General features: G+C 73.4%; 12 protein-coding genes. 8 read left to right on the forward strand and 4 right to left on the reverse strand.

What is annotated here, in order from left to right; translation table 11 throughout:
• Positions 1 to 22: 22 nt before the first annotated feature.
• Together IE219_RS20760 and IE219_RS20765 are read left to right on the forward strand one after the other, a co-directional pair.
• On the forward strand, positions 23 to 1,240 hold the full coding sequence (locus IE219_RS20760) for a CaiB/BaiF CoA transferase family protein (protein WP_189979616.1): 1,218 nt from the start codon (positions 23 to 25) through the stop codon (positions 1,238 to 1,240).
• A 76-nt stretch (positions 1,241 to 1,316) separates the two neighbouring features.
• Complete coding sequence (locus tag IE219_RS20765; protein ID WP_189979618.1) at positions 1,317 to 1,991, forward strand: GntR family transcriptional regulator; 675 nt, start codon at positions 1,317 to 1,319, stop codon at positions 1,989 to 1,991.
• Positions 1,992 to 2,040: 49 nt separating this feature from the next.
• Here IE219_RS20765 and IE219_RS20770 read toward each other — a convergent pair whose 3' ends face one another.
• Both IE219_RS20770 and IE219_RS20775 read right to left on the reverse strand, forming a co-directional pair.
• Complete coding sequence (locus IE219_RS20770) at positions 2,041 to 2,685, reverse strand: DUF4352 domain-containing protein (RefSeq protein ID WP_189979620.1); 645 nt, start codon at positions 2,683 to 2,685, stop codon at positions 2,041 to 2,043.
• A gap of 242 nt (positions 2,686 to 2,927) precedes the next feature.
• Positions 2,928 to 4,187: a hypothetical protein gene (locus IE219_RS20775; protein ID WP_189979622.1), complete on the reverse strand. Its 1,260-nt coding sequence runs from the start codon at positions 4,185 to 4,187 to the stop codon at positions 2,928 to 2,930.
• 637 nt (positions 4,188 to 4,824) lie between these two features.
• Between IE219_RS20775 and IE219_RS20780 the strand changes: the two genes are divergently transcribed.
• The 3 genes from IE219_RS20780 to IE219_RS20790 all read left to right on the forward strand — a co-directional run bounded on the left by IE219_RS20780 (position 4,825) and on the right by IE219_RS20790 (position 8,557).
• The gene (locus tag IE219_RS20780; protein WP_189979624.1) at positions 4,825 to 5,418 is read left to right on the forward strand and encodes a TetR/AcrR family transcriptional regulator; all 594 of its coding nucleotides are present in this window, start codon (positions 4,825 to 4,827) and stop codon (positions 5,416 to 5,418) included.
• Positions 5,419 to 5,561: 143 nt separating this feature from the next.
• Positions 5,562 to 7,637: a galactose-binding domain-containing protein gene (locus tag IE219_RS20785; RefSeq protein ID WP_189979626.1), complete on the forward strand. Its 2,076-nt coding sequence runs from the start codon at positions 5,562 to 5,564 to the stop codon at positions 7,635 to 7,637.
• 302 nt (positions 7,638 to 7,939) lie between these two features.
• Entirely contained in the window at positions 7,940 to 8,557 is a 618-nt protein-coding gene (locus IE219_RS20790; RefSeq protein WP_189979628.1) for a CBS domain-containing protein, read from the forward strand.
• Between the two features lie 191 nt (positions 8,558 to 8,748).
• On the opposite strand, the gene IE219_RS20795 is transcribed toward IE219_RS20790, so the two are convergent.
• On the reverse strand, positions 8,749 to 9,048 hold the full coding sequence (locus tag IE219_RS20795) for a DUF1876 domain-containing protein (RefSeq protein ID WP_189979630.1): 300 nt from the start codon (positions 9,046 to 9,048) through the stop codon (positions 8,749 to 8,751).
• Between the two features lie 196 nt (positions 9,049 to 9,244).
• Here IE219_RS20795 and IE219_RS20800 point away from each other — a divergent pair, with 196 nt between their 5' ends.
• Positions 9,245 to 9,493: a hypothetical protein gene (locus tag IE219_RS20800; RefSeq protein ID WP_189979632.1), complete on the forward strand. Its 249-nt coding sequence runs from the start codon at positions 9,245 to 9,247 to the stop codon at positions 9,491 to 9,493.
• A 96-nt stretch (positions 9,494 to 9,589) separates the two neighbouring features.
• Here IE219_RS20800 and IE219_RS20805 read toward each other — a convergent pair whose 3' ends face one another.
• Positions 9,590 to 10,024 (reverse strand): cytidine/deoxycytidylate deaminase family protein, encoded by a 435-nt coding sequence (locus IE219_RS20805; RefSeq protein ID WP_189979634.1) that lies wholly within the window; start codon positions 10,022 to 10,024, stop codon positions 9,590 to 9,592.
• A gap of 250 nt (positions 10,025 to 10,274) precedes the next feature.
• Between IE219_RS20805 and IE219_RS20810 the strand changes: the two genes are divergently transcribed.
• Positions 10,275 to 11,468 (forward strand): cytochrome P450, encoded by a 1,194-nt coding sequence (locus IE219_RS20810; RefSeq protein WP_189979636.1) that lies wholly within the window; start codon positions 10,275 to 10,277, stop codon positions 11,466 to 11,468.
• Positions 11,465 to 11,698: a ferredoxin gene (locus IE219_RS20815; RefSeq protein ID WP_189979638.1), complete on the forward strand. Its 234-nt coding sequence runs from the start codon at positions 11,465 to 11,467 to the stop codon at positions 11,696 to 11,698. The genes IE219_RS20810 and IE219_RS20815 overlap by 4 nt, the downstream gene beginning before the upstream one ends.
• Positions 11,699 to 12,087 lie beyond the last annotated feature (389 nt).

Consider the following 12,087-nt stretch of genomic DNA (forward strand, 5'->3'; position numbering starts at 1 on the left):
GGCCACCCCGAGGGAGCACCGCATGCACCCGGATCACCCCCACGACCAGCCCACCACCCCCAGCGCCCCCATCCTCCCCACCGCCCCCAGCGCCCTCTCCGGCGTCGTCGTCGCCGACTTCAGCCGGGTCCTCGCCGGCCCGTACATGACCATGCTCCTGGCCGATCTCGGCGCCGACGTGGTCAAGATCGAGCGGCCGGGGTCCGGGGACGACACCCGCTCCTGGGGGCCGCCGTTCGCGGACGGGCAGGCGACGTACTTCCTCGGGGTCAACCGCAACAAGCGGTCCGTGGCGCTGGATCTGGGGACGCCGGAGGGGCTGGCGGCGGCCCGGGGGATCGTCGACCGGGCGGACGTCCTGGTGGAGAACTTCCGCCCCGGCACCATGGAGAGGCTGGGGCTCGGGTACGAGGAGGTGCGGGGGAGCAATCCGGGCCTCGTGTACTGCTCGGTGACCGGCTTCGGCACCGACGGGGGCGCCGCGCTTCCCGGTTACGACCTGCTCGTGCAGGCGATGGGCGGTCTGATGAGCGTCACCGGGGAGCCGGGCGGGCCGGGGACGAAGACCGGGGTCGCCCTGGTGGACGTCGTCACCGGGCTCCACGCCGGGCTCGGCGTGCTGGCCGCCCTGCGTCACCGGGAACGCACCGGCGAGGGACAGCGGGTCGAGGTCTCGCTGCTCGGTTCGCTGCTCTCCGCGCTCACCAACCAGGCCGCCGCGCACCTCGGCGCCGGGGTCGTCCCGCGCGCCCTGGGCAACCGCCACCCGAGCATCACCCCGTACGAGGTCTTCGAGACCGGCGACCGGCCGATGGTCCTGGCGGTCGGCACCGACCGGCAGTTCCGGGCGCTGTGCGAGCGGATCGGGCGGCCGGAGCTGGCCTCGGACGAGCGGTTCGCCACCAACACCGCACGCGTCGCCCACCGCGAGGAGCTGGTGGAGGCCCTCGCCGGGCCGCTCGCCGCGCGCACCGCCGACGCCTGGTGCCAGGAGCTCACGGCCGCCGGGGTGCCCTGCGGTCCGATCAACGACCTCCCCGGGGCGTTCGCGCTCGCCGACCGGCTGGGGCTTCCCGTCCGGGTGCCGGCGGAAACGGCCGGTCCCGGCCAGGTCGCGCACCCGGTCCGCTTCGGCGCCACCCCGGCCTCGTACCGCTCCGCTCCGCCGCGGCTCGGCGAGCACACCGCCGAGATCGTGGCCGGAAAACCCCCTGTGGACAACTCGGTGGGGGGCCTCTGATCCGTAGGAAGATGGCGTTCACCGGCGACGACGGCAGCCGCCGGCGGAGCGAGAACGGCGACGGAAGGTCGGAACGATGAGCGGCACGACGGAGAGGCGGCGGCCCCGCACGGCCCAGCAGTTCGTCCTGGAGGAACTGCGCGGCGCCATCACCAGCGGCGCACTGCGCCCGGGCGCCCCCATCCGGCAGGACGCCCTGGCCGCCCGGCTGGAGGTGAGCCGCGTCCCGCTCCGCGAGGCCCTCAAGACCCTGGAGGCCGAGGGCCTGGTCGTCCACCACGTCCACCGCGGCTACTTCGTGGCCGAACTGTCGCTCGCCGACCTGGAGGAGATCTACCGCATCCGCGCCCTGCTGGAGACCGAGGCCGTCCTCCGCGCCATGCGCTCCGGCCCCGAGGACCTGACCGAGACCCTCACCGCCGTCCAGCACGAGGTCGAGCGGGCCGCGGAGGCGGGCGACGTGACGGCCATGGCCGAGGCCAACCGCCGCTTCCACCTCACCCTGATCGAGGGCTGCGGGATGCCCCGGCTGGTCCGGATGGTCACCACCCTCTGGGACGCCACCGACGCCTACCGCTCGCTCTACTACACCGACCCCGACCACCGCCGGCAGGCCGTCCACGAGCACCGCGCCGTCCTCTCCGGCCTGCGCGAACACGACACGGACTCGGTCGTCCGCTGGCTCGACGACCACCGCACCCACGCGGTGACGGCCCTGCGCGCGGTCCTTCTCCCCGAGGACGCCGAGTGACCTCGTCGCCCCGGGTGGAACGTCCGGCGACCGCTCCGCGCCCCGTTCGTCAGCTCGACGTGGTACCGGCTGCGAGCCGTACGACGGTCAGGTCGTCGTCCACGCCTCTGGAGCCGGAGAAGGTCCACTCGGCCGGGCGTGCGTCGGCGGGGAGTCTGTAGACGAAGACGGCGTCGCGTTTGAAGCCCGGCTGGACCTGCTCCCCGCAGGCGTCCGCCTTCTGATTCGCCTTGACCAGGAACACTTCGTTGATGATGTCGAACGTCCGGCCCTCCGCGTCGACGAGGCCCTGCGAGATCCCTCCACCGCACACCGGGTCGAAGGGCTCGGTGCCGTCGTTGTGGACGGTGGTCTCCACGATCGCGAACTTCGCCCCGGCACCGGCCTTGAGGATCTTGTCCGAATCGAAGTCGTCGAGGGTCACGGTCGGGGCCTCGCTGACCTTCTTGACGACGACTGTCGCCCCGCCGCTCTTCGCCTTCTCCCCGATGGCGAAGCTCTTGGCGGTCGGCGTCGGGCTGGGAACCGTCTCCGGTTCCTGTGGGGGGTCTGCGGGGTGGGTGCGCGTGTCCTGCCATATCGACGGGGTGGCCCCCGGCGCGGCGGAGTCCTCGATGCCACCGTCCCCTCCGCCGATCACGGCGGCGGTGACGCCGGAGGAGACACCCGCGACGAGAAGCGTCCAGACGGCCACCAGGGCAGCGGTCCGGCGTGACCGGCGAGGACCGGCGGGAGCGGGGACGGGAGCGGTGGGGAGGGCGGGGTCGCCAGTGGGCTTGGGCGGAATCACGGGGGAAGGCTCCTGAAGGGTCGGCCCGGCCCAAGAGGGCGGGTGGACGGGGCGGTGTCGGTTTTCCAGAGGGCTGTCGAGCCGCGCTCGGGGCGGCGGAAGGAGCAACGGCGGGAGAGGTGGGTGGGCGCGGGTCCGTCGCCCGGTCAGACTTCCTCGCCGGCCTCGCTCTCCGCGTCCCCCTCGCGTCGGCGGCGCGTCCGCTCGGCGATCCCGCTGGAGAGCCTGCTCGTCGCCGACTTGGCCCGGTCAAGGGTCTCGGTGCCGAGGCGCCGGGCCGCTTCCACGTTCTCCGCACCCTTCTCCAGTGCCTTGTCGCGCACCTCTACGGCCGCCTCCTTCCAGCGCCGTGCCTCCAGCGACTCCTGGTCGCGCTCGATCCCGAGCCGGCCGTGGAAGTCGACGACGGAGACCTCGACGTGGTTGCGCGCGTGCACCACCTCGCGGGACGCGGTCGGGTGCAGCAGCACCTTCGCGTTGGCCGCGCCGGCGGCCGTGTGCATCCTGTCCATCAGGCGCTCGGTGCTCTCCGAGATGAGGTCCATGCGGTTCTTCCGGGCGGCTTTGAGTCCGAGGCGGTGCGCGTCCAGTTCGTGCGGGTCGGTCTCGCGCACCCGGTCGAGTTCGAGGACGGAGAAGGCGTCCTGGAGCTGGAAGCAGTGCGCCAGGACCGCGAGCCACTGCCGGACCTCGGCCTCGATCTCCCTGGCCGCCTTGGCGAGTTCCCCGATCCGGTTCTTCCGCTCCGTCTTCTCGGCGAGGGCGTCGAGTCGGCGCAGCGCGTACGCCTGGGTGTACAGGACGGCCGTCGGCGTGTTCTGAAGCTTCGACCAGGTGACCTCGGAGACCCGGCCCACTCGTTCCCGGACGGTGATGGCCTCCTTGAGCGCGAAGTCCACCGCGATCATCTGCGCCAACGACTGGTCGTTCTGGGCGCGGAGGACATCGTCGACCTTCTCGTCGATCACGGCAAGGTAGTCGGTGATCTCGTCCATGGCCTGCTGCATCGCCAGTTGCGCCATGACCGCCGCTATGTTGGCCAGCTGGGCCGGGTTGCTCTTGAGCGGCCCCGCTCCCTTCGTGAATTCGACGAACCCGCCGATCTGTCCCTTGGGTCCCCTCAGCACGCCCGTATCCATGCCGGTCGCCGCGCTCCTGCGCAGGCCGGACTTCTCGATCCGCCGCGCGGACTCCTTGGTCACCTTCAGCCAGAGGCCCGATTCGGCAGCTCGTTCGGAAGCCGTCTGCGCGAGGCCGGCCGCGCCGCCGAGAACGGTGCCGAGCCGCCGTGTCCCGGGCCCCTTCGACGGCAGCCCCTCCGAGACGAGGAAGCGCTGGATCGCCGCCTCGTCCCCGACGACCATCAGCCCGTCGGAGTCTTTGAACAGCTGGATCTCATCGTCCATGGTCGGCCCTCTCGTGATCTCCCCTGCGCGGGGCACGGCCCGGACCTCTCTTCCCCCGGTCCGGGGCCGCGTGGGTGTGGTGGGGGTCAGGCCGCCGAGCGACGGAGACCCCGCCCCGGGGGCGGGGCGAGCGTGGAGGCGCTGCTCCCGGCGTCCCCGGGGGGAACAACGGTGCCGTCGTCGGCCGCCGCCCCGGGGGAAACGACGGGGCCGTCGTCGGCCGCCGCCCCGGGGGAAACGACGGGGCCGTCGTCGGCCGCCGCCCCGGGGGTCCGGTCGGCGGGACCGGTGAAGGAGACACTCGTGCCGCCCGGTCCGTGCGACCGGAACCGTCCCGCGGCCGTCTCCGGCTCCCGGCCCATGGCCAACTCCCCCTCGCGCGTCGCGCGCGCCGCCCCTTGTCCGCCGTCGGGCCCCGTCCTGACCGGAGGGGAGCCTCGACTCGGGCAGCGTACAGGGAGTATCGGGGCTCACAGGGCGGAACGGACGCGCCCGCCGCACCGGCACGGATGGTGACCGCCCGGTACGAAGCGCCCAAGGCCCGGCCTGCGCGGACGAACACCGCCGGGAACCCCGACGTGCTGTCCGGCGCACCCGCCGGGGCCGTTACCCTGGCGCCCGGAACCGAGGAGGCAGCATGGCGCGGATGCCGTCGGCCGAGCGACGCCGGCAGTTGGTGGAGGCGGCGATCAGGGCGATGGTCCGGGACGGGGTGGCCCGGACCACCACGCGGTCGATCTGCGCCGAGGCCGGTGTCTCGCTGAGCGTCTTCCACTACTGCTTCGACTCCAAGCAGGCCCTCCTCGAAGCCGCCATCGAGACGATCATCGGCGACTACACGGCCCGGGTGATGAAGGCCGTGGAGCCGCGCGGGACGCTGCGCGAGACGGTGCGGGCGGCGCTGCGGACGTACTGGGAGGACGTCACCGGGCGGCCGGACGCGCACATGCTCACGTACGACCTCACCCAGTACGCGCTGCGCGAGCCCGGTTTCGAGCATCTGGCCCGCGCCCAGTACGAGCAGTACGTGCGGTCGGCGACGGCGCTGGTGGAGCAGGTGGGCGCGGTGCGGGGGGAGGCGCCCCGGGTGCCGGTGCGGACACTGGCCCGGCACCTCGCGGCGGCGGTGGACGGGATGACGCTCCAGTACCTGGTGCTGCGGGACGAGGAAGCGGCCCTGGATCAGCTGGAGTTGACGGCTGATCAGCTGGTCCGGCTCATCGAGGGCTGAGCGGCGGTCCACCGGGCGCGCCGGTGTCCGTAGCTTCCTCCGGACTTCAACAGGTCATCTGACCCGGACTCTTGACTCGGTCCTCCGGCACCGCGATCCTCGGGGCGCCCGGTACACCCCCACCGACCGGAGGCTTCCCGACCATGACCCCACGCACCGACCGGAGTTCGCCCCCGCTTCGCGGGGCGCGCCGCTTCGGCCTCATGTCCCTTCTCCTCGCCCTGGCGGCCGTCCTGTTCGGCGCCGCGCCGGTCCCGGCGGCCGATTCCCCGTGGTGGGAGCCGACCACCCGCCCGGCGGCCGATTCGCAGGTCAACGCCACGGGCGCACCGTTCACCGGCACCGATTCCCAGGGCCGGGTGCGCGGCTTCGTCGACGCGCACAACCACGTGATGTCCAACGAGGGCTTCGGCGGCCGGCTGATCTGCGGCGCGCCGTTCGCGGCCGGCGGCGCGCCCGAGGCGCTGAAGGACTGCCCGGAGCACTACCCGGACGGTTCGAACGCGCTCTTCGAGAACCTGACCGGCGGCGCCGACGGGAAGCACGACCCGAACGGCTGGCCGACGTTCAAGGACTGGCCCGCCTACAACTCGCTGACGCACCAGCAGAACTACTACGCCTGGCTGGAGCGGGCGTGGCGCGGCGGCCAGCGCGTCCTCGTCAACGACCTGGTGTCGAACGGGCTGCTGTGCTCGATCATGCCCCGGGACCGGGGCTGCGACGAGATGGAGGCCATCCGGCTGGAGGCCCGCAAGAGCTACGAGATGCAGGACTACGTCGACTCGCTGTTCGGCGGCCCGGGCAAGGGCTGGTTCCGCATCGTGACCAGCGCCGACCAGGCCCGTTCGGTGGTCCAGCAGGGCAAGCTGGCCGTCGTCCTCGGCGTGGAGACCTCGGAGCCCTTCGGCTGCAAGCAGATCCTCGACGTGGCGCAGTGCGGCCAGGCGGACATCGACCGGGGCCTGGACGAGCTGTACGGGCTCGGGGTCCGCAGCATGTTCCTGTGCCACAAGTTCGACAACGCGCTGTGCGGCGTCCGCTTCGACAGCGGGACGACGGGCGTGGCGGTGAACATCGGCCAGTTCCTGTCCACCGGCACCTTCTGGGCGACCGAGCGGTGCCCGGGGGCGCAGAAGGACAACCCGATCGGCCTTGTGGCGCCCGCCGCGATGGCGGCGAAGCTGCCCGCCGGGGTGAGCGTGCCCCCGTACGCCTCCGACGCCCGCTGCAACACCCGCGGGCTGACCCGTCTCGGCGAGTACGCCCTGCGGGGCATGATCGACCGGGGCATGATGCTGGAGCTCGACCACATGAGCGTGAAGGCGGCCGGCCGGGCGCTCGACATCCTGGAGGCCGAGGAGTACCCGGGCGTCCTGTCCACGCACAGCTGGATGGACCTCGACTGGACCGAGCGCCTCTACCGGCTGGGCGGTTTCACCGCGCCGTACATGCACGCCGCCGCCGGTTTCATCGGCGAGGCGAACGGGCGGGCGGCGCTGCGCGAGAAGTACGGCGTCGGCCTCGGCTACGGCACCGACATGAACGGGGTCGGCGGCTGGCCCGGCCCGGTCGGCGCGGACGCCCCGAACGCGGTGCGCTACCCGTACCGCACCTTCGACGGCGGCACGGTCATGGACCGGCAGGTGACCGGGGAGAAGACCTGGGACCTGAACGCGGACGGCGCCGCCCACGCCGGTCTGGTGCCGGACTGGGTCGAGCAGATCCGGCTCACCCCGGGCGGCCCGGACGTCATCGACGACCTGGCGCTCGGCGCGGAGTCGTACCTGCGGACCTGGCGGGCGACCGAGCGGTACGAGCCGGGCGAGAACCTCGCCCTGGGGCGTCCCGCCTCGGCGAGCTCCGCCGAGTGGAACCCGTTCGTCAGCTACGCCCCCGGGCGGGCCGTCGACGGCGACACCGGCAGCCGCTGGGCCAGCGACTGGTCGGACGACCAGTGGCTCCAGGTGGACCTGGGCGAGGTGCGGCGGGTCGGCCGGGTCTCCCTGGACTGGGAGCGGGCGCACCCCGCCGCGTACCGGATCGAGGTCTCCGAGGACGGCGCGGCGTGGCGGACGGTCTGGTCGACGCAGGCCGGGGACGGCGGCTACGACACGGCCTCGTTCGCGTCCACGCCCGCCCGGTACGTACGGGTGCACGGGGAGCGGCGGGCCACCCAGTGGGGCTATTCCGTGTACGAGGTGAAGGTCACCCGCTCCTGAGCGGGAGGCCCGCGCGCTGAACGGGGCCGGCCGGATCGCGACGATCCGGCCGGCCCCTTCGCGTGCGCGTCGGCCGGCCGAGCCCCGGCTTCACCCCGGACGCCGGCCCCTTCGCGTGCGCGCGTGCGTGCCGGGGTGTCAGCCGGCGGCCGGGGAGGTCCAGTCGGCGGGGACGCGGGCGAGGCGGACGCGCTGCGGGTGGCCGCCGACGGCGACCGTGGCGATCCGCTCCCCGGTGGCGGCCCGTACCGCACCGATGGGGGACGATGGAAGCCGCAGACCCAGAAGGGACGGAACGGACGATGAGGCACCGCAGTGTCGCCGACCTCATGACGCCCACCGCGGTGTCGGTCCAGCGCGGGACGTCGTTCAAGGAGATCGCGCGGCTCCTCGACGAGTACGGCATCACCGCCGTACCGGTCGTCGACGAGGAGAACCGGCCCGTGGGCGTGGTCTCCGAGGCGGACCTGCTCCGGCGGCACACCGCCAAGGACGGCCCCAGCACCGCCGAGGCGATGATGTCCAGCCCCGTGCGCACCGCCCGCCCCTCCTGGACCGCCGTGGAGGCGGCCCGGATGATGGAGCGGCACCGGGTGAAGCGGCTGCCCGTCGTGGACGCCGAGGGGCGGCTCATCGGCGTCCTCAGCCGCAGCGACCTCCTCCAGCTCTTCCTGCGCCGCGACCGGTCGATCCAGGAGGAGATCCGCGAGGACGTCGTCGTCCGCATCCTCGGCCTCTCCCCCGCCGCCGTCCACATCGACGTCGACGAGGGCCGCGTCACGCTCAGCGGAACCGTCGAGCGCGAGAGCCTCGCCCCGATCCTGCTGCGGCTGTGCGAGTCGGTGGACGGCGTGGTGGAGGTCGTCAACCACGTACGGGTCGAACCGGCGGGGCAGGACGAGCGGGACGGGGACGCGTAACGGGCCGGGCGGGCCCTCCCCGCCGTCTCGGCCGGGCCGGGCCCTTGCGGCCGGGCCGGTTCGCGAGCCCTCCGGTCAGCCCGGCCCCGACCATCCTGCACGGATCGGCCCCGACCTTCCGGCGCGGGTCGGACCCCGGCCGGTCCGGGTCGCCCCCGCCGGTCGCGGTCGGGCGGTCTCGCCCGTCCCGGTCAGGTGACCGCCTCCGGCCAGCCGTATCCGGGGCCCGTACGGCGGGGTACGGTGCCGGCGCCCGCCGCCTCCATCTCGCGGTCGGCCTCCCGCATGAGCCGGCCCGCCAGGTCCTTCATCGCCCGGCTCGCGGCCAGTTCGTCGCCGATGGCGGGGACGTCCCGGTCCGCCGGGTCGCACCGGGCCGTGCCGTGTCCGGTGTAGGTCGCCCGCCCCGTGTCGAGCCGGGCCTCGGCCTCCGTGCGGCCCGCCTCCTCCCGCAGTTCCACGCCGACCTTCCACTCCAGGTTCCGCGTCATGTCCTGCCTCCTCGCACGCCGCTCGCCCCCTCCGTCCGCCCCTCCCTCCTTCCAGGATCCGCCCGCCGGGCCCGGGGCGCACGGGGACGGACGGTGGAGGCGCGTGTTCCGCTCCGGCCGCGCGGGAACCACCTCCGGACCGGCACTTCACGGTGCACGCTCCACAGCCCACCCTCCACGGCGAAGGGGAACCGCTATGGCCGGCCGGTTCGGCGCGCGCAAACGGCTGGAGGCCCTCCAGATGGCCGTCGCCGGCCTGGGCGTCCCCGCGGGGCTCGGCATCGGCGTGCTCCTCGCCGAGTGGGGGCTGCACGTCGGCGTCGGGCTCGCGGCGACCGCCCTCGTCCTGATGGCGACCGCCACCGCCCTCGCCCGGCTGGACGCCCTCCTCGCCCGCCACCGGCCGCCGCGGCGGTACGCGCGGGACGACGACCCCGCGCCGTGACCGCCGCCCGGCTTCCGGTACGTACGGAACCGTTCCCGTCCGGTACGGAGTCCCCTTCGGCCACGGCGCGCCGGGGGCGCGGTCGTCCGGCCGGGTTCAGCCGGCGTCGAGCTGGTGGTCGGCCCAGACGTAGCCCGCGGGCAGCAGGTCGGTGACGGGGACGGTCCGCAGGCCGTCGCCGTCACCGTCCTCGCCACCACCGCCTCCGACGACGACTCCGATCGTCGGGAAGTAGTCGAGGAGGACCTGGCGGCACCGGCCGCACGGGGGCACGACCCCCCGGTCGCGGTCGCCCACGGCGACGATCGTGTCCAGCTCGTACGCGCCCTGGGCGGCGGCGGTCCCGATGAGGACCAGCTCGGCGCAGGGCCCGCCGGTGAAGTGGTAGGCGTTCACCGCGGTGACGATCCGGCCGTCCCGGGCGCGGGCCGCGGCGGCCATGGTGTGGTGGTCGCCCCGGCAGCGCGTGCGCGCGACGTGCGCCGCGGCCTCGACGAGTTCACGGTCGACGGCAGGGGTCCTCGTGGTCATCTCTCTCCGCCCTCGCCGGTTCCCCGGCCGCTCCTTCCGACAGGAGACGCGATCATACGGCCCCGCCGTCCGGCGACCGGTGCAAGCAACTAGCCCATCGCAACGGCTCGTTGCATTCACCTCACCTGTCATTGCATCAATTTCCCTTCTCTCAACTGGAGAAAGAGGAAAAGGGCATTGCTGGGATCATGAACGCAACGTAGCTTTCCAGAAAGTTGAAGCACATCGCACCGCGAGACGAGGACAGATCATGAACGCATCCCCGCACACCGTCGCGGCGCTTCCGACGGAGCGCCGGTCCGGCTGCCCCTTCGATCCGCCGGCCGAACTGCTCGACGCCCGCGCGCACGGCCCGATCAGCCGCTACACGCACCCCGGCGGCAAGCCGGGCTGGATGGTCACCGGGTACGACGCGGTGCGCTCGGTGCTGGCCGACCCCCGGTTCAGCTCCCGCAAGGACCTCATGAACGTCGTCGACTTCGCGCTGCCGCCCGCGCCGCCCGGCGAGTTCCTCCTCATGGACGAGCCCGATCACAGCCGGTACCGCAAGCCCCTGGTGGGCAAGTTCACCGTGCGGCGGATGCGGATGCTGACCGAGCGGATCGAGCGGATCACCGCCGACTGCCTGGACGCCATGGAGGAGACCGGGCCGCCGACGGACCTGGTGACCGCGTTCGCCAAGCCCATCCCCACCATCGTGATCTGCGAGATCCTCGGCGTGCCCTACGAGGACCGGGCGTCCTTCCAGGAGCAGATCGACATGTTCATGGGCGGGGAGGTGAGCGACGAGGAGCTGATCGCGGCCTACACCGCGACCCAGGAGTACCTCGCGCGCCTCGTGGCCGCCAAGCGGGCGCACCCCACCGACGACATCCTCAGCGAACTCACCGACAGCGACCTGACCGACGAGGAGCTCAAGGGCATCAGTCTGATCCTCCTGGCGGCCGGCTTCGACACCACCGCGAACATGCTCTCCCTCGGCACCTTCGCGCTGCTGAGCCACCCGGACCAGCTGGCCGCGCTGCGCGCCGACCCCGCGCTCACCGACGGGGCCGTGGAGGAGCTGCTGCGGTACCTGACCGTCGCCAAGACCTTCCACCGCACGGCTCTGGAGGACGTCGAGCTGGGCGGGCGGACCATCACGGCGGGCACGACCGTCGTCCTGTCGTACCACACCGCCAACCGGGACCCCGGCCGCTTCGCCGACCCCCACGCGCTCGACCTCGGCCGGCAGGCGGGCGGGCACCTGGCCTTCAGCCACGGCATCCACCAGTGCCTGGGGCAGCAGTTGGCCCGCGTCGAGATGCGGGTGGCGTTCCGCGCGCTGCTCGACCGCTTCCCGACGCTCCGCCTGGCCGTACCCGCGTCGGAGGTCGCCCTGCGCCCGGAGAGCGCGGACATCTTCGGTGTGAAGAGCCTCCCGGTCGCCTGGGACGCCCGGTGAGCGCGCCGCGCCTGACCGCCGACCGCGAGCGGTGCATCGGCGCCGGCATGTGCGCCATGACCGCGCCGGACGTCTTCGACCAGGACCCGGACGAGGGCCTCGTCCTCCCCCTGTACGGCGAGCCGCCCGCCGACCGCCTCGCGGCCGTGCGCATGGCGGTCGGACTCTGCCCCTCCGGGGCGCTCGCCCTCCACGGCGCGGAACCCGGCACCTCCCGGGGCACGTTGTGACACCTCACCGACACATACATATAGAGTTCCTGTTGATGCCATAGAACAACAGGAGGCAGTAGCACATGCCATGGCGGGGCGACCCCGGCCGGAACGGAGCACACGGCGGGACGGGGCGCAGGCGCCGCACCGCGCCGCCTCCCGGTTCAGCGGGCAGTACGACGACGTCCCCGGCCCCTCCCCCGGCTCCGGGGGCCCTTCCCGGGCCGGGGCGCGCGGAGCGGCGCAAGGCGGCCGCACGGCGGGGCCGGGGCGGGAGCCGCCGTCGCACCGGCACCGCGCCGGGCGGGAGTCCGGGCGGCATACCGGGTGGGCGGGGGTTGTCGCGGGTGGAGGCCCGCCGCGCCGCGAAGGCCGCCAAGGACAGCCCCGGCGTCATCGCCAGCCGC

The organism is Streptomyces termitum, from assembly GCF_014650175.1.
GTDB classification, from domain to species: Bacteria; Actinomycetota; Actinomycetes; order Streptomycetales; family Streptomycetaceae; genus Streptomyces; species Streptomyces termitum.

Bases quoted from the DNA above. Each gene is read 5' to 3' on its own strand.
- IE219_RS20760 (WP_189979616.1), top strand. From the start codon at position 23: ATGCACCCGGATCACCCCCACGACCAGCCCACCACCCCCAGCGCCCCC.
- IE219_RS20765 (WP_189979618.1), top strand. From the start codon at position 1,317: ATGAGCGGCACGACGGAGAGGCGGCGGCCCCGCACGGCCCAGCAGTTC.
- IE219_RS20775 (WP_189979622.1), bottom strand. From the start codon at position 4,187: ATGGACGATGAGATCCAGCTGTTCAAAGACTCCGACGGGCTGATGGTC.
- IE219_RS20780 (WP_189979624.1), top strand. From the start codon at position 4,825: ATGGCGCGGATGCCGTCGGCCGAGCGACGCCGGCAGTTGGTGGAGGCG.
- IE219_RS20785 (WP_189979626.1), top strand. From the start codon at position 5,562: ATGACCCCACGCACCGACCGGAGTTCGCCCCCGCTTCGCGGGGCGCGC.
- IE219_RS20790 (WP_189979628.1), top strand. From the start codon at position 7,940: ATGAGGCACCGCAGTGTCGCCGACCTCATGACGCCCACCGCGGTGTCG.
- IE219_RS20795 (WP_189979630.1), bottom strand. From the start codon at position 9,048: ATGACGCGGAACCTGGAGTGGAAGGTCGGCGTGGAACTGCGGGAGGAG.
- IE219_RS20800 (WP_189979632.1), top strand. From the start codon at position 9,245: ATGGCCGGCCGGTTCGGCGCGCGCAAACGGCTGGAGGCCCTCCAGATG.
- IE219_RS20805 (WP_189979634.1), bottom strand. From the start codon at position 10,024: ATGACCACGAGGACCCCTGCCGTCGACCGTGAACTCGTCGAGGCCGCG.
- IE219_RS20810 (WP_189979636.1), top strand. From the start codon at position 10,275: ATGAACGCATCCCCGCACACCGTCGCGGCGCTTCCGACGGAGCGCCGG.